The sequence below is a fragment of the Actinopolyspora xinjiangensis genome (genome assembly GCF_900104475.1).
Lineage (GTDB): Bacteria > Actinomycetota > Actinomycetes > Mycobacteriales > Pseudonocardiaceae > Actinopolyspora > Actinopolyspora xinjiangensis.
In genome coordinates, this window is record NZ_FNJR01000004.1 from 99,458 (window position 1) to 121,754 (window position 22,297).

Genomic DNA, 22,297 nt, shown 5'->3' on the forward strand with positions numbered 1-22,297 from the left:
CGGCGCAGAGCGCAGCGGCCCTATCGGGGTGAACGGACTCACTCCACCCCGCCGGACTCCAACAGCCGCAGGGTACCGTGCAACGCCTCGGCCACCAGCTCGCGCATCGCCGTCTCGGCCCGTTCGTGATGTCCCCGCTCGATGCACCGCGCGATCTCACTGTGCAGACCGACAGCCAGCGGTTCGGGGTGGGCGGGCATCAGACCCTGCTCGGTCCGCCAACGCAACACCTCCCGCACGACCTCGTGCAGCTGAGCGAACATCTCGTTACCCGAAGCCCGTAGCACCAGTGAGTGAAACGACACGTCGGCCTCCAGGAACCCTTCGAGGTCGCCCGCCTCGGCCAGCTCGTTCATCCGCTCGCCGATGCGGAGCAGTTCCGCCACGTCCTCGGCGGGGGCACGCTGAGCGGCGGCACCGGCCGCCACCGGTTCCACCGCCGTGCGCAGTTCGATGAGCGTCTTGACCTGGTTGGCCCGGTCGGCCTCCAGCAACCAGCGAATCAACGTGGGATCGAACGTGTTCCACTCCTCACGGGGTCGGACGACGATCCCGACACGCTGCCGCCCCACCACGAGCCGGATGGAGGCCAACGTACGCACCACTTCGCGCACCACGGTGCGCGATATTCCGAAACGCTGTTCGAGGTCCTCACCACGCAACACGCTGCCCGGGGGATGAACGCCCGCACTGATCTCCCGCCCCAGTGTCTCGACGATCTCCCCGTGCAGTCCTCCACTCATGCCGGCTCCGTTCGACACATCTCCCGGCCATCGCCTCGCCCCGCGCTTCGCACCGGCACGGCGGTGCCGGGTACGGATGTGGCACGTCCACGTTCCAGCCGACGAGAATAGTCCTCCGTCCCCGTCGACGTGGGATCGGACCGGAGGGTGCGGCACGGGCAACAGCACGTTCCACGATCAACTGCACCCGACGGTTCCGTCCCCACCGGAGTACACTGGTTCGTCGGGCCTGTTGGCGGGCCGCGGTGTCGCGGAGCGCACCGCCGTGCCCCGGAAAGCCCACGCCCGTCCTGTTCCAACGCGCATGACCGCACGAGGTGGAGTCGTGTCCGAAACCCGAGCCGATCGGGAACTTGACCACGCCGACAGCGTCGCCGCCGAGCAGCGGTACGTCTCGATGCTCTACGACAAGCTCGATGAACTGCGGCGGTACAACAGCAAACGCCTGGCCGAAACGCTGCGCGAGACCGGAGGGACTCCGCAGGCGCGTACCGAGCGCGACATCTCCACCAAGATGCACATCGACAAGCTCTCGCAGCTCAGTGCGGTGGAGAACGGGTTGTGCTTCGGCAGGCTCGACCTGGACAGCGATGAGCGGTTCCACATCGGCAGGCTCGGTCTGTTCGACGAGGAGAACGAGTACGCGCCGTTGCTGATCGACTGGCGCGCCCCGGCCGCGCGGCCGTTCTACCTGGCCACGGCGGCCTCGCGGGACGGTGTGGTGCGGCGCAGGCACATCCGCACCACCAGGCGCACCGTCACGGACCTGGAGGACGAGGTTCTCGACCTGGACTCCGCCGAGCAGGGCAGCCACCTGGGGCTGGCCGGTGAGGCGACTCTGCTGGCCGCGCTCGACGAACGCCGCACCGGTCAGATGGGCGACATCGTCGCGACCATCCAGGCCGAGCAGGACCGCATCATCCGCAGCGGCATGAACGGGGTCCTGGTCGTGCAGGGAGGTCCCGGCACCGGCAAGACCGCGGTGGCACTGCACCGAGCCGCCTACCTGCTCTACACCTACCGACAGCAGTTGACCAGGCGCGGGGTGCTGGTGGTCGGCCCCAACAAGACGTTCCTGCGCTACATCGGCCAGGTTCTCCCCTCCCTCGGAGAGACCGGGGTGCTGCTGTCCACCGTCGGCGAGCTGTACCCCGGGGTGGCCGCCACGGCCACGGAGTCGGCCACAGCCGCCGAGCTCAAGGGCCGCACGGACATGGTCTCGGTGCTCAACAACGCCGTGCGGGACCGCCAGCAGGTGCCGCGGAAGTACATCGAGGTGACTTTCGACCGCGAGCCGCTCCACATCGACAAGAGCACCTGCAGCCAGGCGCGCACCAAGGCACGGCGCTCGCGCAAGCCCCACAACGAGGCCAGGAAGATCTTCCGCCGCGAGATGTTCTCCGCGCTGGCGCTGCAGGTCGCCGACCGGTACGGCCGGGACCTGCTGGACCAGCGAGACATCGACGACATCGCAGCCGAGCTGCGGGCCGACGACCAGGTGTGCGAGGCACTCGAACAGCTGTGGCCGGAGATCGAACCGACCCGGTTACTGGACGAGCTGCTCAGTTCACCCGACCGTCTCAAGCGGGCGGCGCGCAGGTACTTCGACGAGTCCGAGCGCGAGGCGCTGTCGCGCGAGCCGGGAGCCGAGTGGACCCCCGCGGACGCTCCACTGCTCGACGAACTGGCCGAGCTGCTGGGCGAGGACGACTCGGAGCAGCAACAGGCGCGGCTGCGGCAGGAACGGGAGGAACTCGCCTACGCCGAGGGCGTGCTGCACATTATGGAGCAGGACGAGGAGATCATCGATCCCGAGCAGCTGCGAGTCTCGGACGTGCTCGACGCCGATCTGCTCGCGGAGCGGCACCGCACCGACAGCGATCTCACGGCCGCGGAACGAGCCGCCGGGGACCGTACCTGGACCTTCGGCCACGTGATCGTCGACGAGGCGCAGGAGCTGTCGGCGATGGCGTGGCGGGTGATCATGCGGCGGTGCCCGAGCCGGTCCATGACCGTGGTGGGCGACATCGCGCAGACCGGCTCGGCGGCTGGCGCCTCGTCCTGGCACGATGTGCTCGAACCTTACGTGGCTCGCCGTTGGCGCCTGGAGGAGCTCACCGTCAACTACCGCACCCCGGCCGAGATCATGTCGATCGCCGCTCCGCTGCTCGACGAGATGGACGTCGACCTGTCCGTGCCCAACTCGGTTCGCGGCACCGGCGTCGAGCCCTCGTCGCTGCGTACCTCCGAGGAGGAGACGGCGAGCCGCGCCGCCGGGCTGGCCGCCGAGGAGCTGGAAGCCGTCGACGGGGGGCACGTGGCGGTGCTCTGCCCACCGGACCGGCAGGAGGAACTCGGCCGACGGGTCGGCGAACTGGTCCCCCGGACCACTGTGGGGCCACAGCCGGAGGGGCTGGAGTCCCCGGTCATGGTGCTCACCGTCGAACAGGCCAAGGGCTTGGAGTTCGACAGCGTGCTCCTGGTCGATCCGACCGGGATACTCGAGCAGTCCCCCAGAGGGGTAAGCGACATCTACGTGGCGCTGACCAGGACCACGACCAGGTTGAGCATCCTGCACCACGGCGACCTACCCGCATCGCTGCGGAGCCTCGACCTGTGACCCGACGCGAGGGCCGGACGCACCGGACGAGGATCCCCGAACGGGACGGGATGGTATCTTTGCTGATCAGGAAGCCACGCCCGAACACAGGGGCGCGGCTTTCGTGATGTCGTGCGTAGGAAATCCGGAACGAGTCCGGTGCGTCTCCCGCAGCCGTGAAGTACCGGGGAGGCCGGGCCGGGAGCGGCCGCCTCGGACACGACATCGACGACCGCCGTTCCCGGTGCAGGAACGCGGCGTCGGCCGATCGGCGGGCGCCGCGGGGCACCGACCGAGACCGAGGACACCATGAGTCGGACAATCGGATTCCGCCGCGGCGTGACCATGCTGCTGGCACTCGTCGCGCTGCTCGCGGGGACCACCTCGTGCGCCCAGCGCTCCTCCCCCGACGAGGAGACCGGGCGGGGCGACGATCCGGCTTCGGCTTTTCCAGTGCGCGTGGAGCTTCCCGGGCAGGACCCGGTGACGCTGCCCGAGCAGCCGAAGCGCATCGTCTCGCTGAGTCCCACAGCCACCGAGGTGCTCTACGAGATCGGGGCGGGCGAGCAGGTCGTGGCCGTGGACGAGTACTCCACTTATCCCGAACGCGCGCCGCGCGAGGACATCTCCGCGCTCAACGTCGGGGCGAGCACGGTTTCGGAATACCGGCCGGACCTCGTGATCGCGCAGGCCGGCAGCGCCGGTGAGTTGGCCAAGGGGCTGCGCGAGCTCGACATCCCGGTGCTGCTCACCCCTTCCGCCACGGACCTGCGGGCGGCTTACGAGCAGATGAAGGCGCTCGGCCGGGCCACCGGTCACGGTGACGAGGCCGCCGACACGGTGCGTCGGATCCGTTCCGAGATCGACGAGCTGGTCCGGCAGGCCCCCGACCCCGAGGGGTCGTTGACCTACTACCACGAGGTCAGCCCCGACCACTTCACGGCCACCTCGAAGAGTTTCGTGGGCAGCGTCTACGAGAAGTTCGGGCTCGACAACATAGCCGACTCCGCGGGCGGGAAGTTTCCCCAGCTGTCCGAGGAGCGGATCCTGCGGGCCGACCCCGACATGATCTTCCTCGCCGACACCAAGACGGCGGGGGTCAGCGAGCAGGCGGTAAGCAACCGGCCCGGCTGGCAGACCCTGACCGCCGTGCGGGAAGGACACGTCTACGAGCTGAACGAGGACGTGGCCAGCCGTTGGGGACCTCGGGTGGTCGAACTGGCCCGATCGATCAGCGAAGCGATAGACGACACCAGGCAGAGCTGACGCCGCCCGATGCGCGACTCGCGATCCCCCTCGGTAGACACGGCCGAGGGGCCCGACACCCCGCCCCCTCCCGTCCGACGGCCGCGCGGCAGCACGCTGCGACCGGTTCACCTGCTGCTCGGCACCGCCGCTCTGGCGGTACTGCTTTTGGTGTCGGTGCTGACGGGAGCCGCCGAGCTGGGATGGCAGCGGGTGCTGGCGGAGATCGGCGCCCAGCTGACGGGTGGAGTGTCCCCCCTTTCCGAACGCGAGGCCGCGATACTGTGGCAACTGCGGGTTCCGCGCGTGGTACTGGCCGTCCTCGTCGGAGGTGCCCTGGCGATCTCCGGCGCCGCGTTCCAGGGAGTGTTCCGCAATCCGCTGGCCGACCCCTACCTGCTGGGTGCCGCCGCCGGAGCGGGGCTGAGCGTGACCGTCGTGGTGACGGCGATCCCGCAGGTGAACCTCGGCACTACCGGGATCGCACAGGTCGCGGCGTTCCTGGGAGCGCTGGGCGGGGTCGGGCTGACCTGGCTGATCGGGCGGTCGGCCGGTTCGGACACCGCCACGCTGGTGCTGGCGGGGGTGGCCGTCGGGGCCTTTCTCACCGCGGCGCAGACCTTCGTCCAGCAGCTGCGGGTGGAATCGTTGCAGCGGGTCTACATGTGGATCCTGGGCAGGCTGAGCACCACCGGTTGGAACGAGGTCCTGACGGTGCTGCCCGCGCTGTGCCTGGCCGTCGTGGTGCTGTGCGCGTGCGGGCGGTTGCTGGACCTGCTCGGTACCGGCGACGAAGAGGCCGCGGCGCTTGGCGTGCGGCCGGGACGGGTGCGTGCCCTGGTGCTGGTGGCGGCTTCGCTGGCCACCGCCTCGGCCGTGTCGGTGGCCGGGCTGATCGGTTTCGTGGGGCTGGTGGTCCCGCACCTGGTGCGGCTGGCCCTCGGGGGAAGCTACCGGGTGATCGTGCCGGTCTCCCTGCTGTTCGGTGGCGCGTTCCTGGTCGGTGCGGACATGCTGGCCCGGACCGTGATGGCTCCCGCCGAGCTCCCGATCGGGGTGATCACAGCGTTCACCGGCGCCCCCTTCTTCGCGTTGTTGCTGCACACCAGCCGGCGACGTTGAACGCCTCGGCGGCCCGGCCCCGGTGCCGAAGCCCGCTCGACGGTGTCCGGACTCCTCCGGTGCGCGGTGACCGGGGCGAAACGTCAACCGCACGTCTACCAGGAAGGCGACTCACATGAGCGCCGTGGAAATCGAAGGGCTGAGCGCGGGCTACCGCGGCACCACCGTGCTCTCGGAGATATCGGCCGGAATCGGCGACGGTGGGTGGCTGGGCGTGATCGGGCCGAACGGCTCCGGCAAGTCCACGCTGCTCAAGGCGATGCTCGGCTTGGTGCGGCACACCGGCCGAGTGCGGGTGGACGGCCGGAGCGTCAGCGGGCTGCGGCAGCGGGACCGGGCGAAGCTGCTCGGGTACGCGCCGCAGCTGCCGCAGCTGCCGGTCGGCATGACCGTGACCGACTACGTGCTGCTGGGGCGCACCCCCCACCTCGGCCCACTGGGCCGGGAGGGAGCCAGGGATCTCGACATCGTCACCGAGGTACTGGAACGACTCGACCTGCTCGGGTTCGCCCGCCGGGAACTGTCCGAGCTCTCCGGCGGAGAACGGCAGCGTGCCGTGCTGGCCAGGGCGCTGGCACAGCGCACGGGGGTGCTGCTGCTCGACGAGCCCACCACGGGACTGGACGTGGGGCACGCGCAGGCGCTGCTGGATCTGGTCGACGAGCTGCGGCGCGAGCGCGGCACCACCGTGGTGACCACGCTGCACGACCTGACCATGGCGGGCCAGTACGCCGAGCACCTGCTGCTGCTCGATACCGGCCGGGTGAGTACCGAGGGATCACCGCACGAGGTGCTGACGGCCGAGCTGCTGGGGCGGCGCTACGCGGCGAGAGTGTCGATCCTGCCGCTGCCGGACGGTTCCCCCGTGGTGGCCCCGACGCGGTCGGTGGTGAGCGGACGGGAGTGACCGGCCGGCGCGGGAAGGAGCCGCGCGGATCTCCCGTCCGATCCGGAACCTTCCCACCCGGCGGAACGGCTAGTCGTGCCTGTCGTGCTCGTCCTCGGTGGAGTCGGCACGCCGGGAGTCCAGCTCCTGGCGATCTTCCCCTTCCGGTTCCCCGGACTCGTCGGGTAGTGAGGTCTCACCGGCCGCCGCCTGCCGGGAGTCGTCCCGCGGCGGTGCCACCTCGGCGGGTGTGTCGGGTAGACGCACTCCGTAGTCGGGATCACCTGGTAACGGTTTGCCCAGCAGGCTCTCGGGGGCCTCCCTGGAGCGCCGCACGACCAGCAGGTAGACGACCGCCCCCAGGAAGACCAGCGCGGAGACGTAGACGTTGACCCGGATGCCCAGATCGAACGGTGTGGAGGCCGGATCGGTGCGCATCATCTCGATCCAGAACCGCCCGGCGGTGTATCCGGCCACGTACAGCGCGAACACCCTGCCGTGACCCAGCCGGAACCTGCGGTCGGCCCAGACCAGCACCAGCGCCACCAGCAGGTTCCACAGCAGTTCGTAGAGGAAGGTCGGGTGGACCACCTCGACGGGGATGTCACTGACCGCCACACCGGTCACCGGGTTCGGCTCCCGCTGATATATCTCCAACCCCCACGGCAGGTTCGTCGGCCCGCCGTAGAGCTCCTGGTTGAAGTAGTTTCCGAGTCTGCCGATGGCCTGCGCGACCACCAGGCCGGGGGCGACCGCGTCGGCGAAGGCGGGCAGCGGGATGCCGCGCCTCCGGCAGCCGATCCAGGCTCCGACGGCGCCGAGCGCCACGGCTCCCCAGATGCCGAGGCCGCCCTGCCAAATCTTGAAGACGTCCCACCACGGATTGGGACTGCCCGGCCCGAAGTAACGCCAGTAGTCGGTGATCACGTGGTAGAGCCTGCCGCCGACCAGCCCGAAGGGAACGGCGAACACGGCGATGTCGGTGACGGCACCCTTGCGCCCGCCACGAGCGACCCAGCGACGTTCCGACCAGAGGATCGCGACGACGATCCCCGCGATGATGCACAGCGCGTACGCGCGAACGGGGATCGGGCCGACGTACCACACGCCCTGCGGTGGGCTGGGGATGTTGGCCAGGTAGGTGGTCGCCGAGGCGGGTAGCGCGACAGTCACGCGACCACCGTAACGGGCGGCGGAGCGGGCATCGGCACGGGCTCCTCAGTCGACGACCTCGGGAACCGGGGCCGGGTTCGAGCGGACGCCACGTCCGAGTTCGGCGGCGAACTCCGCGACTCCGGTGGTCCCCTCCCGCCGGACACGGCTCACGAAGGCGGAGCCGACGATCACACCGTCGGCGAACGAACCCACCTCGGCGGCGTGTTCGGCGGTGCGCACCCCGAGCCCCACTCCGATCGGCAGCTCGGTGTGCTCACGGGTGCGCCGCACGAGATCGCGGGCGGAACCGGAGACCGAGTCCCGAGCACCGGTCACCCCCATCACCGACGCGGCGTAGAGGAACCCGGACCCCGCCTCGGCGGTCATGGCGAGCCTGCGGTCGGTGGAAGACGGTGCCACCAGAAAGATCCGGTCGAGGTCGTACCGTCGGGCCGCCGTCAGCCACTCGTCGGCCTCGTCCGGGATCAGGTCCGGAGTGATCACCCCGAGACCACCCGCGGCGGCGAGGTCCCGGGCGAAGGCATCGGGGCCGTAGCGGTGCACCGGGTTCCAGTAGGTCATCACCACCGGAGCCGCCCCCGCCTCGGCCACCGTCGCGACGAGGTCGAACAACTGCCGGACTCTGAAACCGTTGCGCAGGGCCTCACCACCGGCCGCCTGGATGGTCGGGCCGTCCATCACCGGATCCGAGTAGGGAATGCCGATCTCGACGACGTCACAGCCGGGAGTGTCGCCGTCGCCGCGCACCATGGCGCGGAACAGCTCGGCGCTGTCGGGCACGGTGGGAAACCCCGCCGGCAGATAACCGATCAGGGCCGCGCGTCGTTGTGCCGCGCAGTCGCGGAATACCTCGTGCAGACTCACCCCTGGTCCTCCCCGGTGATCCCGGCCTCGGGCACGAGGCCGAAGTAGTGCGCGGCAGTGTCCATGTCCTTGTCACCCCGCCCGGAGAGGCTGACCACGAGCACGGCCTCCGGGCCGAGTTCGGCTCCCAACCGCAACGCCCCCGCCAGCGCGTGGGCCGACTCGATGGCCGGGATGATCCCCTCGGTGCGCGACAACAACCGGAAGGCGTGCATCGCCTCCTCGTCGGTGACGGCGCGGTACTCCGCACGCCCGGTGTCGGCCAGCCAGGCGTGCTCCGGCCCCACGCCGGGGTAGTCCAGCCCGGCCGATATCGAGTAGGCCTCGGCGATCTGGCCGTCCTCGTCCTGTAGCAGGTAGGACCTGGCACCGTGCAGCGTCCCCGGGCTACCGCTGGTGAGCGCGGCGCCGTGTTCACCACTGTCGAGTCCGTGACCGCCCGCCTCCATCCCGACCAGGCGCACGCCGGGGTCGTCTATGAACCCGTGGAAGATCCCGATGGCGTTGGAACCACCCCCCACGCAAGCGACCACCGCGTCGGGCAGCCGACCGGTGCGGCGCAGCACCTGTTCCCTGCTCTCCTCACCGATGACCTTGTGCAGGTTGCGGACCATCAGCGGAAACGGGTGGGCGCCCGCCGCCGTACCGAGCAGGTAGTGGGTGTCGGCGACGTTGGTCACCCAGTCCCGCAGAGCCTCGTTGATCGCGTCCTTGAGGGTGGCCGAACCGGCCTCGACCGGGCGGACCTCGGCCCCGAGCAACCGCATCCGCGCCACGTTGAGGGCCTGCCGCCGGGTGTCGGTGGCACCCATGTAGATGACGCAGTCGAGATCGAGCAGCGCACAGGCGGTGGCGGTCGCGACGCCGTGCTGCCCCGCCCCGGTCTCGGCGATCACCCGACGCTTGCCCATGCGCTTGACCAGCAGGGCCTGCCCCAACACGTTGTTGATCTTGTGAGAGCCGGTGTGGTTGAGGTCCTCCCGCTTGAGCAGCACCCGTGCTCCCCCCGCATGGGCGCCGAACCGTTCGACCTCGGTCAGCGGGGAGGGTCTGCCCGCGTAGTCACGCAGCAGCCGTTCGAGCTCGGCTACGAACTCCGGGTCATCCCGCGCCTTGTCGTACTCGGCCGCGAGCTCGTCCTGCGCGGCGATCAGGGCTTCGGGCATGAAGCGACCACCGTAGGAACCGAAGTGCCCGCCGGAGTCGGGGTCGTGCCCGCTGACGCCCGTCCCTCCCGGCGTCACCGACTCGTAGGAGGTCTCGGAGTCTCGCGCTGTCATCCGGTTTCCTATCCGCGGCTGGGACGCGGGCAGGCCGGGTGAGAACCCGCCGTGACCAACTGCGTCAACGCCGCACGTGGGTTGTCACTACTGACCAGGCCCTCACCGACCAGTACCGCATCGGCTCCGGACCCGGCGTAGGCCATCAGGTCGCTCGGTCCCCGCACCCCGGACTCCGCGATCTTGATCACTCCGGCGGGAAGCCCCGGAGCGATCCGGCCGAACACGTCGCGGTCCACCTCCAGAGTGTGCAGGTCCCGCGCGTTGATCCCGATGATCTTGCCACCGGCCGCGAGGGCCCGATCGGCCTCCTCCGCGGTGTGCACCTCGACCAGGGCCATCATCCCGAGCGATTCCACCCGGTCCAGCAGCGCCTCGAGGGCGTTCTGTTCCAGGGCCGCGACGATGAGCAGCACCATGTCGGCACCGTGCGCGCGGGCCTCGTGCACCTGGTAGGGACTGACGATGAAGTCCTTGCGCAGGATCGGCGCACTGACCCTGGCCCGCACCGCGTCCAGGTCGCGCAGCGAACCACCGAAACGACGTTGCTCGGTGAGAACGCTGATGACCCGGGCACCCGATTCGTGGTAGCCGGCGGCGAGATCGGCCGGTTCGGCGATGTCGGCCAGCTCCCCCTTGGAGGGGCTGCGCCGCTTCACCTCCGCGATCACCCCCACGCCCGGTTCGTGCAGTGCCGCCCAGACGTCCTTGGGGGGTTGCGCGGTCGCCGAAAGCTTTTTGACCTCCTCGAACGGAACCTCCGCCTCACGGGCGGCCAGGTCCTGCCGGACATCTTCGATGATCGTGTCCAAAACGCTCACGAGGGCACCTCGCACAGGGCCGGCCGGACACTTGCTCGCAGGTGGCAATACGCGCGGATCGTCCTATCGCGCTCGATCACGACACTCCCCTTCCCCGCCGTGCCGGTCGCGGTATCGATGCTAAACCCGTTCAGTGTGAAGCCCGCCGCAGGGGGCGGAACAACGTCCCAGCGCATCAAGGACCTTGGTCCCTTGTCGGTGTTGGGTGCCGGTGTTCGGGAAGGCTGCTCGCCGGGAAAACAGCTCCGTTCCGGGATCGGCGCGCTCCGCAGGCGAACCGTGGCGGGGCCACGGTCCTTCCTCCCGGGAATCAACCGTTCTCGTCTCCGTCACCCGCTTCGGTGGGGTCACGACCTTCGTCCAGATCCTCCCAGAGACGCCGGTCCGGATCACGGGTTTCACGCGCTTCGGCGGGAGCGGAGTACTTCGACCCCATGGCGGGCATCCGTCGCGCGGCGAAGAGCACCGCCGCCCCGCACAGCAGGAGCACCAACGCCGAGGCTCCCATCAGCGCGGGAGCGTAGGGCAGCACCTCCCGCACCTCCAACGGCCTGCTTCCCGGCGGGGAACCGGGAACCTCCGAAACCCCGGCCGGACCAACGAGCCAGTCGAACAGGCGCCATCCCAGCAGCACGGCCTCGAGGACGATCACCAGGCCGATCACTCGGCGCAACAGACCGCCGGTCGCCAGTACCGCCGCGATCGCCGCGAGGGTGGCCAACGCCAACGGCGCGAGCTCGGGACGCAACGCCTCCCCCGTCACCCGCGCCACGTCGTCACCGGAGAACGGTGTCCGATAACGCTGCCGTGTCCACACCAGCGAGCTCGCCGCCCACAGCCCGACGGCCGCGGCGAGCATGCCGATGACGCACGAAACCAACAACCGACGGCCCGTCGCGCTCCGCTCGGTCGACTCCTGTCGGGTGGTCACGCCGGTTTCACACCCCCACATCGGGATCTCGGGTCGGTGAGCCGGAGCCGCGGGCACCTCCCGTGCCGCTTCCGCCCCGGCTCTCGTGCTGGAGTCCTCAGCTCGGAGTCGAGCTTCCCAGCATCTCGGCGGGTGAGGCCGTCGGGCGGTCGTCGAGGTGCCCGTCCGGAGCGGCCCCGGCTCTCCCGCTCTCGGCCTCACCGTCCGGACGCCGGAGGGTCGCGGCCGTGGCGACGGCGCTGAGCACCGCCTTCGCCTTGTTCAGACACTCCTGGTCCTCGGCGGCCGGATCCGAGTCCGCGACGATGCCGCCGCCAGCCTGCACGTACGCGGTGCCGTGCCGCAGCAGAGCGGTGCGGATGGCTATCGCGGTGTCGGCGTTCCCGGCGAAGTCGAAGTAGCCGACCACTCCGCCGTACTGCGCGCGCCGCGTCGGCTCCAGCTCCTCGATTATCCGCATGGCGCGGGGCTTGGGTGCCCCGGACAACGTCCCCGCCGGGAAGCAGGCGGTCACCGCGTCGAAGGCGTGGTACTCGTCCCCGAGTTCACCGGTGATCGACGACACGATGTGCATGACGTGGCTGTAGCGCTCCACACGGAAGAACTCCACCGGGTGCACCGAGCCCGCCCGGCACACCCTTCCCAGGTCGTTGCGGGCGAGATCGACGAGCATGAGGTGCTCGGCACGCTCCTTGTCGTCGTTGATGAGCTCCTTCTCGAGGGCGACGTCCTCGTCCTCGTCCGCGCCCCGCCAACGGGTTCCGGCGATGGGGTAGGTCGTGGCGTGGCCGTCCCTGACCTTGACCAGCGACTCCGGACTGGAGCCGACGATGTCGAACGGCTGTTCGTCGACCGGGTCGGGCAACCGCAGCAGGTACATGTAGGGACTCGGGTTGGTGGTGCGCAGGATTCGGTAGATATCCAGCGCCTGCGCCTCGGTGCGCATCTCGAAACGCTGCGAGACGACCACCTGGAACGCCTCGCCCTGGTGGATGGCCTCCTTGGCGCGCAGGACCGCCTCCCGGTGCCGTTCGGAGTCGCGGTGGCGGGTGAACTCCGGCTCCTGCCGCGAGAAGGCCGCCACCGTGGAAGGCGAGGGCTCGTGCAACCGTCGTGTCATCGCGTCGAGCCTGGCCACGGCGTCGTCGTAGGCGGCGTCCACCCGTTCCGGACTGTCGTCCCAGTTGACCGCGTTGGCGATCAGCGTGACGGTGCCCTCGTGGTGGTCCAGCGCCGCGAGGTCGGTGGCGAAGAGCATCACCATCTCCGGGATGCCGAGGTCGTCCTCGGTGTCCTCCGGCAACAGCTCGAACCTGCGGACGGTGTCGTAGCCGAGGTAACCGACCATTCCGCCCGTCAACGGCGGCAGTCCGGGCAGCGGATCGGTGTGCAGCAACCGCAGGGTCTCCCGCAGCGTCTCCATCGGGTCGCCGTCGGTGGGTAAACCGTCCGGTGGCGTGCCCAGCCAGCACGAATCACCGTCACGTACCGTGAGGGCCGCCGCACTGTGCACCCCCACGAAGGACCAGCGCGACCAGGAACGACCGTTCTCGGCGGATTCGAACAGGAAGGTCCCGGACCTGTTGCGCGCCAGTTTCCGATAGATCCCCAGCGGCGTCTCGTCATCCGCGAGCAGTCGCCGCACGACCGGGATCACCCGACGCCCGGCCGCGAGCTCGCGGAACTCGGCTCGCGAGGGGCTGGTAGTGCCGATGTCACCGTCGCCGACCATGGGAGTCATTGTCGCAGGCCGCTCGTGGCGACTTACCGGGACTGACCCGAAATTTGCGGATGCGGCGACCGGCCCGTGAGGATGTGGAGCGTGCAACCAGACAGCCGTGACGCGGAGCGCACTCGTCTGCGACGGGGTCGCAGGGGCGGCGGTGGCAGCACCAAGGAGGAGCTGCTCGACGCGGCCCGCACCGCCTTCATCGAGAACGGTTACGAGGGCGCCACCGTACGGGACATCGCGGGCCGGGCCGGAGTCGATCCCGCGATGGTCCGGCACTGGTTCGGCGGCAAGGAGGAGCTTTTCACCGCCGCCGTCTCCCTGCCGGTCGATCCGGCCAGGATGCTGCCCCGGCTGCTCGACGGCCCCACCGAGCGGCTGGCGGAACGCATGCTGGGCATGTTCCTCTCGGTCTGGGACGAGGCGGGCGGCGGTGAGTTCGCCGCGCTGGTGCGCAGCCTCTCGGTTCGGGAGAGCGCGGTACGCATGCTGCGCGAATTCCTCACCACCGCGCTGTTCGGCAGGCTGCTGCGGGAGCTGGGCTCCGACGAACCGGAGCTGCGCGCCGCGCTGTGCGGTTCACAGCTCGTGGGACTCGGCATGATGCGCTACGTGGTACGGGTGGAGCCGCTGGCCAGCGCCGAGCACGAGCTGGTAGTGGCCAGTATCGCCCCCAACCTGCAGCGCTACCTCACCGGGCCGTTGCGACAGGAGTGAGCGAGAAACACGGGCCCGGCGCCACCCAGCTCACGCGGCTGGAGGCGTCGATTCGGGCCGCAGCAGCACATCGGCCTCGAAACAGTCCGGCGCACCCGTGTGACAGGCGGGACCGGTCTGCTCGACGAGCAGCAACACCGTGTCACCGTCGCAGTCGAGCCGGACCTCCCGCACGTACTGCGTGTTGCCGGAGGACTCCCCCTTGACCCAGTGCCGGGCACGGCTGCGCGAGTAGTAGGTGGCCTGCCTGCTGTGCAGGGTGCGGCGCAACGCCTCCTCGTCCATCCAGGCCATCATCAGCACCCGGCCCGTGTCGTGCTGCTGGGCCACCGCGGCGATCAGGCCGTCCTCGTTGCGCTTGAGTCTCGCGGCGATCGCCGGATCGAGTGCCCCCTCGGTTCGCCCCTCGCCTGCCGGTGACGTCATCGGACCGTGATCCCCTCCGCTCGCATGGCGTTCTTGACCTCCTCGATGGTCAGCTCTCCGAAGTGGAAGACGCTCGCGGCCAGCACGGCGTCGGCCCCGGCGTGCACGGCGGGCGCGAAGTGCTCGGCGCTCCCGGCACCGCCGCTGGCGATCAACGGGACGCGCACGGCGGCACGCACGGCGCGGATCATCTCGAGGTCGAACCCCTCTTTGGTGCCGTCGGCGTCCATGGAGTTGAGCAGTATCTCGCCGACGCCCAGCCGCTCGGCTCTGGCCGCCCACTCGACGGCGCAGATGCCGGTTCCCCGTCGGCCCCCGTGCGTGGTGACCTCGAAACCGGAGGAGGTCTCGGTCCCGCCGGACGGCACGCGCCTGGCATCGACCGAAAGCACCACGCACTGCGCCCCGAACCGGCGGGACGCGGTCTCCAGCAGTCCGGGATCCGAGATGGCCGCGGTGTTGAGGCTGACCTTGTCGGCGCCCGCACGCAGCAGGCGGTCCACGTCCTCGGGACCGCGCACGCCGCCACCCACGGTCAGCGGGATGAAGACCTGGTCGGCGGTGCCGCGTACCACGTCGTAGGTGGTCTCCCGATCGGACGAGGAAGCGGTGACGTCGAGGAACGTCAGCTCGTCGGCCCACTCCCCGTCGTAGCGACGGGCCAGCTCGACCGGATCACCCGCGTCGACCAGCCCGGTGAAATTGACTCCCTTGACCACTCGCCCCTGGTCGACGTCCAGACAGGGGATCACGCGCACCGCGACCGACATGGCACCAGCATAAGTGCCCGGTGGTGGAGCGGCCCCACGGCTTCGATGATCGGCTCCCGGGGATACGCGGGCCACCCCGGCGCGACGATTTCCCGGGGTTCGCCGCGCCACGGCTTCATCCGCCGACGGCTTCGAGAGCTTCGGTCAGAGTGAAGTTGCCCGCGTACAGCGCCTTGCCCACGATCGAGCCCTCGAGCCCGTACGGTTCGAGTTCGGCCAGCGCCACCAGATCGTGCACAGTGGATACCCCTCCGGAGGCCACGACCGGCGCGGGGGTGTACTCGCAGACCGCGCGCAGCAGCGACAGGTTGGGCCCTCCCAACGTCCCGTCCTTGCTCACGTCGGTGACCACGTAACGGGCGCAGCCCGCGGCGTCCAACCGGTCAAGCACCTGCCACAGATCCCCGCCGTCCCGCGTCCAGCCGCGCGCCGCCAGGCGGTGTCCCCGATCACCGATACGCACGTCCAGGCCGACCGCCACACGCTGGCCGTGCTCGGCGACCACCCGCGCGGTCCACTCGGGGTCCTCGAGCGCGGCGGTGCCGAGATTCACCCGGGCACAGCCCGTCTCCAGCGCCGCGCGCAACGAGTCGTCGTCCCGGATTCCACCGGACAGCTCCACGGCGACGTCCAACTTCGCGACCACCTCGGCGAGCAGCTCCCGGTTCGAACCACGACCGAAGGCGGCGTCCAGGTCCACGAGGTGGACCCATTCCGCCCCCGCGTCCTGCCAAGCCAGAGCGGCCCGCAGCGGGTCCCCGTAGGAGGTCTCGGTGCCCGCGGCACCCTGCACCAGACGCACGGCCTGCCCGTCGGCGACGTCAACAGCGGGAAGCAGCGTGAAAGTCACGTCCCAAGCCTATGACGGGACTCGCGGCACCACGTCGCCACCCGTCGCACGGTGCTCGTCGAGCGGTCCCGGCGCATCCCGTTCAACGCCTCCCGCGGGACCGACCACCGGAGTACAGCGCGGCCCCCACCGGAACGGCGAGCACAAGCAGGGCCGCCGAGATCACCAACCATCCGGAGACACCCGCGGCCAGCAGGTACGTCGAGGCGAACCCCACGACCATGCCGAAGCACAGCAGAAAGGCCACCACGCGAGCGGCACCACCGGGGCGCATCAGCCCGTGCCGACGGGCACTCACAGGGTTTCCAACCAGTTGCGCAGCAGAGCGCTCCCGGCGGCACCGGACTTCTCCGGGTGGAACTGGGTCGCCATCAGGGGACCGTCCTCCACAGCGGCCAGGAACGGCTCGCCGTGCTCGGCCCACACCGAGCGCCGTTGTTCACTCGCCGTCCCGGCGTCCCCCCAACCGCGCGCCGCGAACGAGTGGACGAAGTAGAACCTGGTCTCGGGAGTCATCCCCGCGAACAGCACGCTGCCGGACGGAGCGGAGACCGTGTTCCACCCCATGTGGGGCAGCACCTCGGCGCGCAACCGTTCCACCGCACCGGGCCACCTGCCGACCCCCTCAGCCGCCACTCCGTGTTCGACTCCCCGTTCGAACAGGATCTGCATTCCGACGCAGATCCCGAGCACGGGCCGGTCGTCGGCCAGCCGTCGATCGACGAGCTTGTCGCCACCGACCTCGAGCAGTCCGCGCATGCAGGCGGAGAACGCCCCTACTCCCGGCACGACGAGGCCATCGGCCTCCATCGCCGCACGGTGATCATCGGTGACCTCGACTCGCGCACCCGCGTGTTCCAGCGCGCGCTCGGCCGAACGGAGATTGCCGGATCCGTAGTCCAGTACGACAACTCGTGGCACGGCACCAGCCTACCCGGCCGAGGAACCGGTCCGTTGTCAGGACGACCGCCGACGGCATTCTCCCGTCAGGAGCTCTCCCACACGAACCATCCCGCCGCACACCGGGTTCACCCCGTAACCACGATCACGACGAAGAATCGGACGGATACTGATAGTTGGACACGAACCCGCTCGTTATGCTGGCGGCGTGTCGAAACCCGCCGCCAAACTGACCATCGGCGAACTCGCCGAACGCAGTGGAATAGCGACCACGGCACTCCGCTTCTACGAGGACCGCGGGCTGATCACCTCAACACGCACGAGCGGCAACCAGCGACGCTACGAACGCAGCGTGCTGCGACGTCTGGCGTTCATCCGGGCCGCCCAACGCGTGGGGCTGGCCCTGGAGGACATCGCGGAGGCGCTGCGAACCCTGCCGGACGACCACGCCCCCACCAGGACCGACTGGGCGAGGTTGTCGGAACGCTGGCGCGACGAACTCGACGCCCGTATCGACGGGTTGCAACGACTGCGGGACCGGCTCACCGGATGCATCGGCTGCGGCTGCCTGTCACTGAACACCTGTTCGCTGCACAACCCGGACGACAGGATGGCGACCGATGGCCCCGCGGCTCCTCGGCTTCGCCCGAAAGCCGAGGGGGGACTGTGACCTGACGAGACAGCTCACGGAAAACGCCTAGGATAGGACCGGGGTCGGCCGTTCGCTGCGGGACGCACCGAACGGTGGGGACGGCGGAGCGTTGAAGGGGCCAGTGGATCATCTCGGGGCGTCCGAGGCGCCACGTGTGATCGCGAGCCCGGCCAGGACGCGGGCGCACGGGTGCGGCTATATCCACAGCAGTCCGCCGACCAGCGCCAGCACCGCACCCGCACCGAGCAGGACCGCGGGCACCCGTGCGGTTCTCCACATCGCGTAAGCTCCACCGCCCAGAAATCCCGCGACGGCGAGCAGAATGACCGGCAGGAACTCGCGCACGGATCTCGCACCTTTCGCATCGGTCGTCCGGATCAACGGTGGCCCCGCCGAAGCCGACCACCGGACTCAGCCCAGGGGCGCAGAGCAGTTCCGATCGGATGGTCACAGCGCGGAGGACGAGTGCGCACCTCGCCGTACCACGCCCCTCGGAACAGCGGCCGGGGCCGGGCTCCACGCCCCGCGAGGCCCCTAACTCGGCTCGGAGCCACCGGTACCGGCGACACCGGGAGCCGAAACCGGTGGGCGACACTCCTGAACCGGTCCCGGTGTGATCCGCCGTTCCTGTTCCCGCTCTGTCGGGGCCGCGATCTCAGCCCTGGCTTACACCTCCCGACTCGGCTCGATCCGCACCACCACGGCCTTGGACACCGGGGTGTTCGAGTACTCCGCCACCGAATCCAGCGGAACCAGCGGGTTGGCCTCCGGGTAGTAGGCCGCCGCACAACCGCGCGGGGTCTCGTAGGCGACCACCCGGAACGATTCGGCCCTGCGCTCCTCGACACCGCCGGAACCGTCCGCCCACTCCGAGACCAGGTCCACCGACTGCCCCTCGGCGAGGCCGAGTTCCGCGATGTCGGTGGGGTTGGTCAGCACCACGCGTCGCGCGTTCTCGATCCCGCGGTAGCGGTCCGAGAGCCCGTAGATCGTGGTGTTGTACTGGTCGTGGCTGCGCAGACTCTGCAGCAGCAGCCTGCCCTCCGGAACGTGGATCATGTCCGGCACGTTCACCGTGAAGTTGGCCTTGCCGGTGGCGGTGGGAAACGTTCGGCTGTCACGCGGTGGATGTGGCAGTACGAACCCGTCGGGTTCGCGCACCCGCTCGTTGTAGTCGGCACAGCCGGGAACCACCCTGGCGATGTGCTCGCGAATCCGGTCGTAATCCTCCTCGAACACCCGCCACGGCACGGGGTGGTCCTCGCCGAGGAGGGTACGGGCCAGTTCGGACACGATGGCCACCTCCGAGAGCAGATCGGGGGAAGCGGGCTCCAACCGACCGCGCGAGGCATGCACCACCGACATCGAATCCTCCACGGTGACGAACTGCTCCCCGCCTGACTGCCGGTCGCGTTCGGTGCGGCCGAGCGTGGGCAGGATGAGCGCGGTCCGTCCCGGAACCACGTGTGACCGGTTGAGCTTGGTAGACACCTGCACCGTGAGTTCACAGCCGCGCAGCGCCGCCTCGGTGGCCGCACTGTCCGGGGTGGCCGCCGCGAAGTTGCCGCCGAGCGCGAAGAACGCGGCGCACTCTCCCTCCCGCATGGCACGCAGCGTCTCCACCGTGTCCCAGCCGGGCCGACGGGGGACGGAGAGGCCGAACTCCTCGTCCAACGCCGCCAGGAAGGACTCGGGCATCCGCTCCCAGATACCCATGGTGCGGTCGCCCTGCACATTGGAGTGACCGCGCACCGGGCACACCCCCGCTCCGGGTTTGCCGATCATGCCTCGTAGCAGCTGGACGTTGACGATCTCCCGGATGGTGGGAACCGCCTGCCGGTGCTGGGTGATCCCCATCGCCCAGCAGACCACCGTGGAGCGCGACTCGGCGAACATCCGGGCGACGCGCTCGATCCGCGGCTGTTCCAGACCGGTCAGCCGCTCGACCTCCTGCCAGTCGACCTCGCGGCCCCGCGCGGCGAACTCCTGGAAACCGTACGTGTGGTTGTCGACGAACTCGCGGTCCACCACCGTTCCGGGTGCCTCGTCCTCGAACCGCAGCAGCAGCGCACCGATGGCCTTGAACAGCGCCAGATCACCACCGATACGCACCTGGGCGAACTCGTCGGCCAGCGGGGTGCCGGAACCGACCACCCCTCGCACGTTCTGCGGATTGCTGAAGCGCATCAACCCGGTTTCCGGCAGCGGATTGACCGCCAGTATCCGGCCGCCGTTCTGTTTGGTCCGCTCCAGCGAGCTCAGCATCCGGGGATGATTGGTGCCCGGGTTCTGTCCGATTACCACGACTAGGTCGGCGTGCTCGATGTCGGACAGGGTCACCGAGCCCTTACCCACGCCGATCGTCTCGCTCAGCGCGGCGCCGGAGGACTCGTGGCACATGTTGGAGCAGTCGGGCAGGTTGTTGGTGCCGAAGGACCGGGCCAGCAGCTGGTAGCAGAAAGCGGCCTCGTTACTGGTCCGCCCAGAGGTGTAGAACGAGGTGTGCCCCGGGCCGACCTTCCGGAGCCCGTCGACTATGACCTCGAACGCCCGCTGCCACTCGATCGGCCGGTAGTGGGTGTCGCCCTCCCGTCGAATCATCGGCTGGGTCAGGCGTCCCTGCTGGCCCAGCCAGTAGTCGGTGCGTTCGGCGAGTTCCTCGATCGAGTGACGCTCGAAGAACTCGGGATCCACGGTGCGGGTGGTGGCCTCCTCGGCGACGGCCTTGGCCCCGTTCTCGCAGAACTCCGCCCACTTGCGGGAGCCGCCCTCCTCGTCCCGGGGCTCGGGCCAGGCGCAGCCGGGGCAGTCGAAACCGTCGCGCTGGTTCAGCAGCGGGAGGGTCTTGACGGTGCGTACCGGACCCATCTGCCGCAGGCTCCGTCCGAGTGAGACCGCTACCCCACGCACCCCGGCCGCGGACCGCTCGCGGCGGTGCACCTCGAGTTCCGATTCATCGATGTCCTTGTCGGGGCCGTGCCTACTCACGTGATCCACCCCGCCTTTCGCGAACTCACTCGTCAGACCCACTCATCATCGCGCTGTCGGATCTTCTACGCCAGCACGGTTCGTGCTGATCACCCGAAGTGGGGGCGGGGTTCCGCCGGGTCCCACCGGAGTAGTTCGTTCCGCCCGCGCTCGCCCGGCCCCGGTTGGTGAGCCGGGAGCGCCGCACGTCGGGATCGCGCGGACACTGCCCACCGGCCGGACCAACACCGCGAGACGCCGTCCGGACCACGGGCGACCGGCGTACGTGGGCGAGGACCGCCGCTTCATGTCAGTCGAAGTGCTCGGTCAGGTACTTCTCGCCCTCGTCCGCCAGAAAGGTCACGATCTCCCCGAGTTCCGGCCGGTCCCGTCGCAACCGCTTGGCGGCGAGCAGGTGGGCCCCCGAGGACGGCCCTACGAACAGACCGTAACGTCGTCCCAGCTCGCGGCACTGCCGGAGGGCGTCGGCGCTGTCCACTGCGACGATCTCGTCGACCTCGTGCCGGTGCCTGGCGAACACCCCCGGCACGAAACCGTCCGAGATTCCCTCGATGAGGTGTTTGTCGATCTCACCGCAGGCCAGGGTGCAGGACTCGTTCGGTTCCATGGCCACGATCCGGCACTCGGGGTTGACCTCGCGGAACGCCTGGCCCACTCCGATGATCGTGCCTCCCGTGCCGACACCGCCGACCACCGCGCCCGGGAGCGTTCCGGGCGGGAGCTGACGCAGGATCTCCGGACCGAGCCAGGTGCGGTTCTCGTCGACGTTCCACTCGCTGTCGAACTGCTGCGGCGCGAAGTAGCCGGGTTGTTCCCCGAGCTCACGTGCGGTCTCCAGGGCCGCGTTCACGTGGAAATCCCCGGTGGTGCGCACCTCGGCCCCGAAGGCGCGGGAGATGGCCGCCCGTTCGGTGCTGACGTTGCGCGGCATGACCACCAGCATCGGATACCCCTTCACCGCCGCCACCATGCTCATGGCGTTTCCGGTGTTTCCGCTGCTGGCCTCCACGATGGTGTCGCCGGGGCGCAGCAGCCCCTCGCGTTCGGCGCGCTCGATCATGTAGGTGGCTATGCGCGCCTTGATCGAGCCGGAGGGGTTGAGGAATTCGAGCTTGACCCAAATTCCCTCGATGCGCAGCAGCGGGGTGTCACCGACCGCGTCCAGCACCGAACCGACGTCGGGAGGCACGGGGACTTCGGGAACAGCCGGGGCCCGCGCCCCGGCCAGCGGCGACCTGGTCATGAGCTCTCCCTTGACACCATTGTCAAAGCGACAACACACAACATATGTTGCGTAATACACACTATGTTGCTTAATGAGCGACAATGCGACTTCGCTCACGGCACTGTCAAGGGGAGTTCCCAGGAGAACCACCCGCTCGTGCGACCGTCCGCCGAGCTGGGTGGAGAGTGAGCGGCAACCGACGACACGGGCCTCGCGGGTCGGCTCCAGCGGGCCGGGTGCCGCTTCCCGAATGCCGCGCCCGAACCGGAAGAGAGCGAGTTCGGGCGGCGCGGCCCACCGGGAGCTACCGGCGGCCCCAACGGTCCCCGTCCCGCGACACCCTCACCGGGTGACGCCGAGACGGAGCGCGGCG

General features: G+C 69.5%; 21 protein-coding genes. 6 read left to right on the forward strand and 15 right to left on the reverse strand.

Features of this window, described 5'->3' with window-relative positions; translation table 11 throughout:
- Positions 1 to 38: 38 nt before the first annotated feature.
- On the reverse strand, positions 39 to 743 hold the full coding sequence (locus BLQ75_RS07515; RefSeq protein WP_092600468.1) for a FadR/GntR family transcriptional regulator: 705 nt from the start codon (positions 741 to 743) through the stop codon (positions 39 to 41).
- A 325-nt stretch (positions 744 to 1,068) separates the two neighbouring features.
- On the opposite strand from BLQ75_RS07515, the gene BLQ75_RS07520 reads away from it, so the two are divergent.
- The 4 genes from BLQ75_RS07520 (at position 1,069) to BLQ75_RS07535 (ending at position 6,616) form a co-directional block, all read left to right on the forward strand.
- Complete coding sequence (locus BLQ75_RS07520; protein WP_092600470.1) at positions 1,069 to 3,363, forward strand: HelD family protein; 2,295 nt, start codon at positions 1,069 to 1,071, stop codon at positions 3,361 to 3,363.
- Positions 3,364 to 3,651: 288 nt separating this feature from the next.
- A complete protein-coding gene (locus tag BLQ75_RS07525; RefSeq protein WP_092599942.1) occupies positions 3,652 to 4,608 on the forward strand; it encodes an ABC transporter substrate-binding protein in 957 nt (318 codons plus the stop codon).
- Positions 4,609 to 4,617: 9 nt separating this feature from the next.
- A complete protein-coding gene (locus tag BLQ75_RS07530) occupies positions 4,618 to 5,709 on the forward strand; it encodes a FecCD family ABC transporter permease (protein WP_092599945.1) in 1,092 nt (363 codons plus the stop codon).
- A 115-nt stretch (positions 5,710 to 5,824) separates the two neighbouring features.
- On the forward strand, positions 5,825 to 6,616 hold the full coding sequence (locus BLQ75_RS07535) for an ABC transporter ATP-binding protein (RefSeq protein ID WP_092599947.1): 792 nt from the start codon (positions 5,825 to 5,827) through the stop codon (positions 6,614 to 6,616).
- 69 nt (positions 6,617 to 6,685) lie between these two features.
- On the opposite strand, the gene lgt is transcribed toward BLQ75_RS07535, so the two are convergent.
- The 6 genes from lgt to BLQ75_RS07565 form a co-directional block, all read right to left on the reverse strand.
- Complete coding sequence (lgt, locus tag BLQ75_RS07540; protein WP_092599950.1) at positions 6,686 to 7,768, reverse strand: prolipoprotein diacylglyceryl transferase; 1,083 nt, start codon at positions 7,766 to 7,768, stop codon at positions 6,686 to 6,688.
- 45 nt (positions 7,769 to 7,813) lie between these two features.
- Positions 7,814 to 8,635: a tryptophan synthase subunit alpha gene (gene trpA, locus BLQ75_RS07545; protein WP_092599953.1), complete on the reverse strand. Its 822-nt coding sequence runs from the start codon at positions 8,633 to 8,635 to the stop codon at positions 7,814 to 7,816.
- Positions 8,632 to 9,915: a tryptophan synthase subunit beta gene (gene trpB, locus BLQ75_RS07550; protein ID WP_170837382.1), complete on the reverse strand. Its 1,284-nt coding sequence runs from the start codon at positions 9,913 to 9,915 to the stop codon at positions 8,632 to 8,634. Before trpB ends, trpA begins: the two co-directional genes overlap by 4 nt.
- An 8-nt stretch (positions 9,916 to 9,923) precedes the next feature.
- Positions 9,924 to 10,736, reverse strand: coding sequence for an indole-3-glycerol phosphate synthase TrpC (gene trpC, locus BLQ75_RS07555; protein WP_092599956.1), 813 nt, complete (start codon positions 10,734 to 10,736; stop codon positions 9,924 to 9,926).
- Between the two features lie 310 nt (positions 10,737 to 11,046).
- Positions 11,047 to 11,667, reverse strand: coding sequence for a Trp biosynthesis-associated membrane protein (locus tag BLQ75_RS07560; RefSeq protein WP_092600473.1), 621 nt, complete (start codon positions 11,665 to 11,667; stop codon positions 11,047 to 11,049).
- A gap of 97 nt (positions 11,668 to 11,764) precedes the next feature.
- Positions 11,765 to 13,408: an anthranilate synthase component I gene (locus BLQ75_RS07565; RefSeq protein WP_170837384.1), complete on the reverse strand. Its 1,644-nt coding sequence runs from the start codon at positions 13,406 to 13,408 to the stop codon at positions 11,765 to 11,767.
- Positions 13,409 to 13,480: 72 nt separating this feature from the next.
- Here BLQ75_RS07565 and BLQ75_RS07570 point away from each other — a divergent pair, with 72 nt between their 5' ends.
- Entirely contained in the window at positions 13,481 to 14,113 is a 633-nt protein-coding gene (locus BLQ75_RS07570) for a TetR/AcrR family transcriptional regulator (protein WP_092599962.1), read from the forward strand.
- Positions 14,114 to 14,143: 30 nt separating this feature from the next.
- Here the strand turns inward: BLQ75_RS07570 and hisI are convergent, their stop codons facing one another.
- The 5 genes from hisI to hisH form a co-directional block, all read right to left on the reverse strand.
- A complete protein-coding gene (gene hisI, locus BLQ75_RS07575) occupies positions 14,144 to 14,539 on the reverse strand; it encodes a phosphoribosyl-AMP cyclohydrolase (protein WP_092599965.1) in 396 nt (131 codons plus the stop codon).
- Positions 14,536 to 15,309, reverse strand: a complete 774-nt coding sequence (hisF, locus tag BLQ75_RS07580) for an imidazole glycerol phosphate synthase subunit HisF (protein WP_092599968.1) — start codon at positions 15,307 to 15,309, stop codon at positions 14,536 to 14,538. Before hisF ends, hisI begins: the two co-directional genes overlap by 4 nt.
- Positions 15,310 to 15,424: 115 nt before the next feature.
- A complete protein-coding gene (gene priA, locus BLQ75_RS07585) occupies positions 15,425 to 16,159 on the reverse strand; it encodes a bifunctional 1-(5-phosphoribosyl)-5-((5-phosphoribosylamino)methylideneamino)imidazole-4-carboxamide isomerase/phosphoribosylanthranilate isomerase PriA (protein WP_092599971.1) in 735 nt (244 codons plus the stop codon).
- A gap of 82 nt (positions 16,160 to 16,241) precedes the next feature.
- On the reverse strand, positions 16,242 to 16,457 hold the full coding sequence (locus tag BLQ75_RS07590) for a hypothetical protein (protein WP_244515312.1): 216 nt from the start codon (positions 16,455 to 16,457) through the stop codon (positions 16,242 to 16,244).
- A complete protein-coding gene (gene hisH, locus BLQ75_RS07595) occupies positions 16,454 to 17,080 on the reverse strand; it encodes an imidazole glycerol phosphate synthase subunit HisH (RefSeq protein ID WP_092599974.1) in 627 nt (208 codons plus the stop codon). The genes BLQ75_RS07590 and hisH overlap by 4 nt, the downstream gene beginning before the upstream one ends.
- 187 nt (positions 17,081 to 17,267) lie before the next feature.
- Between hisH and soxR the strand changes: the two genes are divergently transcribed.
- Positions 17,268 to 17,729, forward strand: coding sequence for a redox-sensitive transcriptional activator SoxR (soxR, locus tag BLQ75_RS07600; RefSeq protein WP_092599977.1), 462 nt, complete (start codon positions 17,268 to 17,270; stop codon positions 17,727 to 17,729).
- Positions 17,730 to 17,906: 177 nt separating this feature from the next.
- Here soxR and BLQ75_RS23395 read toward each other — a convergent pair whose 3' ends face one another.
- The 3 genes from BLQ75_RS23395 to BLQ75_RS07610 all read right to left on the reverse strand — a co-directional run bounded on the left by BLQ75_RS23395 (position 17,907) and on the right by BLQ75_RS07610 (position 21,942).
- Positions 17,907 to 18,056, reverse strand: a complete 150-nt coding sequence (locus BLQ75_RS23395) for a hypothetical protein (RefSeq protein WP_170837385.1) — start codon at positions 18,054 to 18,056, stop codon at positions 17,907 to 17,909.
- Positions 18,057 to 18,377: 321 nt separating this feature from the next.
- Complete coding sequence (locus BLQ75_RS07605; RefSeq protein ID WP_092600477.1) at positions 18,378 to 20,699, reverse strand: FdhF/YdeP family oxidoreductase; 2,322 nt, start codon at positions 20,697 to 20,699, stop codon at positions 18,378 to 18,380.
- Between the two features lie 289 nt (positions 20,700 to 20,988).
- The gene (locus BLQ75_RS07610; protein ID WP_092599980.1) at positions 20,989 to 21,942 is read right to left on the reverse strand and encodes a PLP-dependent cysteine synthase family protein; all 954 of its coding nucleotides are present in this window, start codon (positions 21,940 to 21,942) and stop codon (positions 20,989 to 20,991) included.
- Positions 21,943 to 22,297: the final 355 nt, after the last annotated feature.

Coding starts and splice junctions, on each gene's coding strand:
- trpB (WP_170837382.1), bottom strand. CDS start 9,915: ATGACAGCGCGAGACTCCGAGACCTCCTACGAGTCGGTGACGCCGGGA.
- BLQ75_RS07525 (WP_092599942.1), top strand. CDS start 3,652: ATGAGTCGGACAATCGGATTCCGCCGCGGCGTGACCATGCTGCTGGCA.
- hisI (WP_092599965.1), bottom strand. CDS start 14,539: ATGACGTCACCGGCAGGCGAGGGGCGAACCGAGGGGGCACTCGATCCG.
- BLQ75_RS07570 (WP_092599962.1), top strand. CDS start 13,481: ATGTGGAGCGTGCAACCAGACAGCCGTGACGCGGAGCGCACTCGTCTG.
- BLQ75_RS07515 (WP_092600468.1), bottom strand. CDS start 743: ATGAGTGGAGGACTGCACGGGGAGATCGTCGAGACACTGGGGCGGGAG.
- BLQ75_RS07535 (WP_092599947.1), top strand. CDS start 5,825: ATGAGCGCCGTGGAAATCGAAGGGCTGAGCGCGGGCTACCGCGGCACC.
- hisF (WP_092599968.1), bottom strand. CDS start 15,309: ATGTCGGTCGCGGTGCGCGTGATCCCCTGTCTGGACGTCGACCAGGGG.
- BLQ75_RS07565 (WP_170837384.1), bottom strand. CDS start 13,408: ATGACTCCCATGGTCGGCGACGGTGACATCGGCACTACCAGCCCCTCG.
- BLQ75_RS07610 (WP_092599980.1), bottom strand. CDS start 21,942: ATGACCAGGTCGCCGCTGGCCGGGGCGCGGGCCCCGGCTGTTCCCGAA.
- BLQ75_RS07530 (WP_092599945.1), top strand. CDS start 4,618: ATGCGCGACTCGCGATCCCCCTCGGTAGACACGGCCGAGGGGCCCGAC.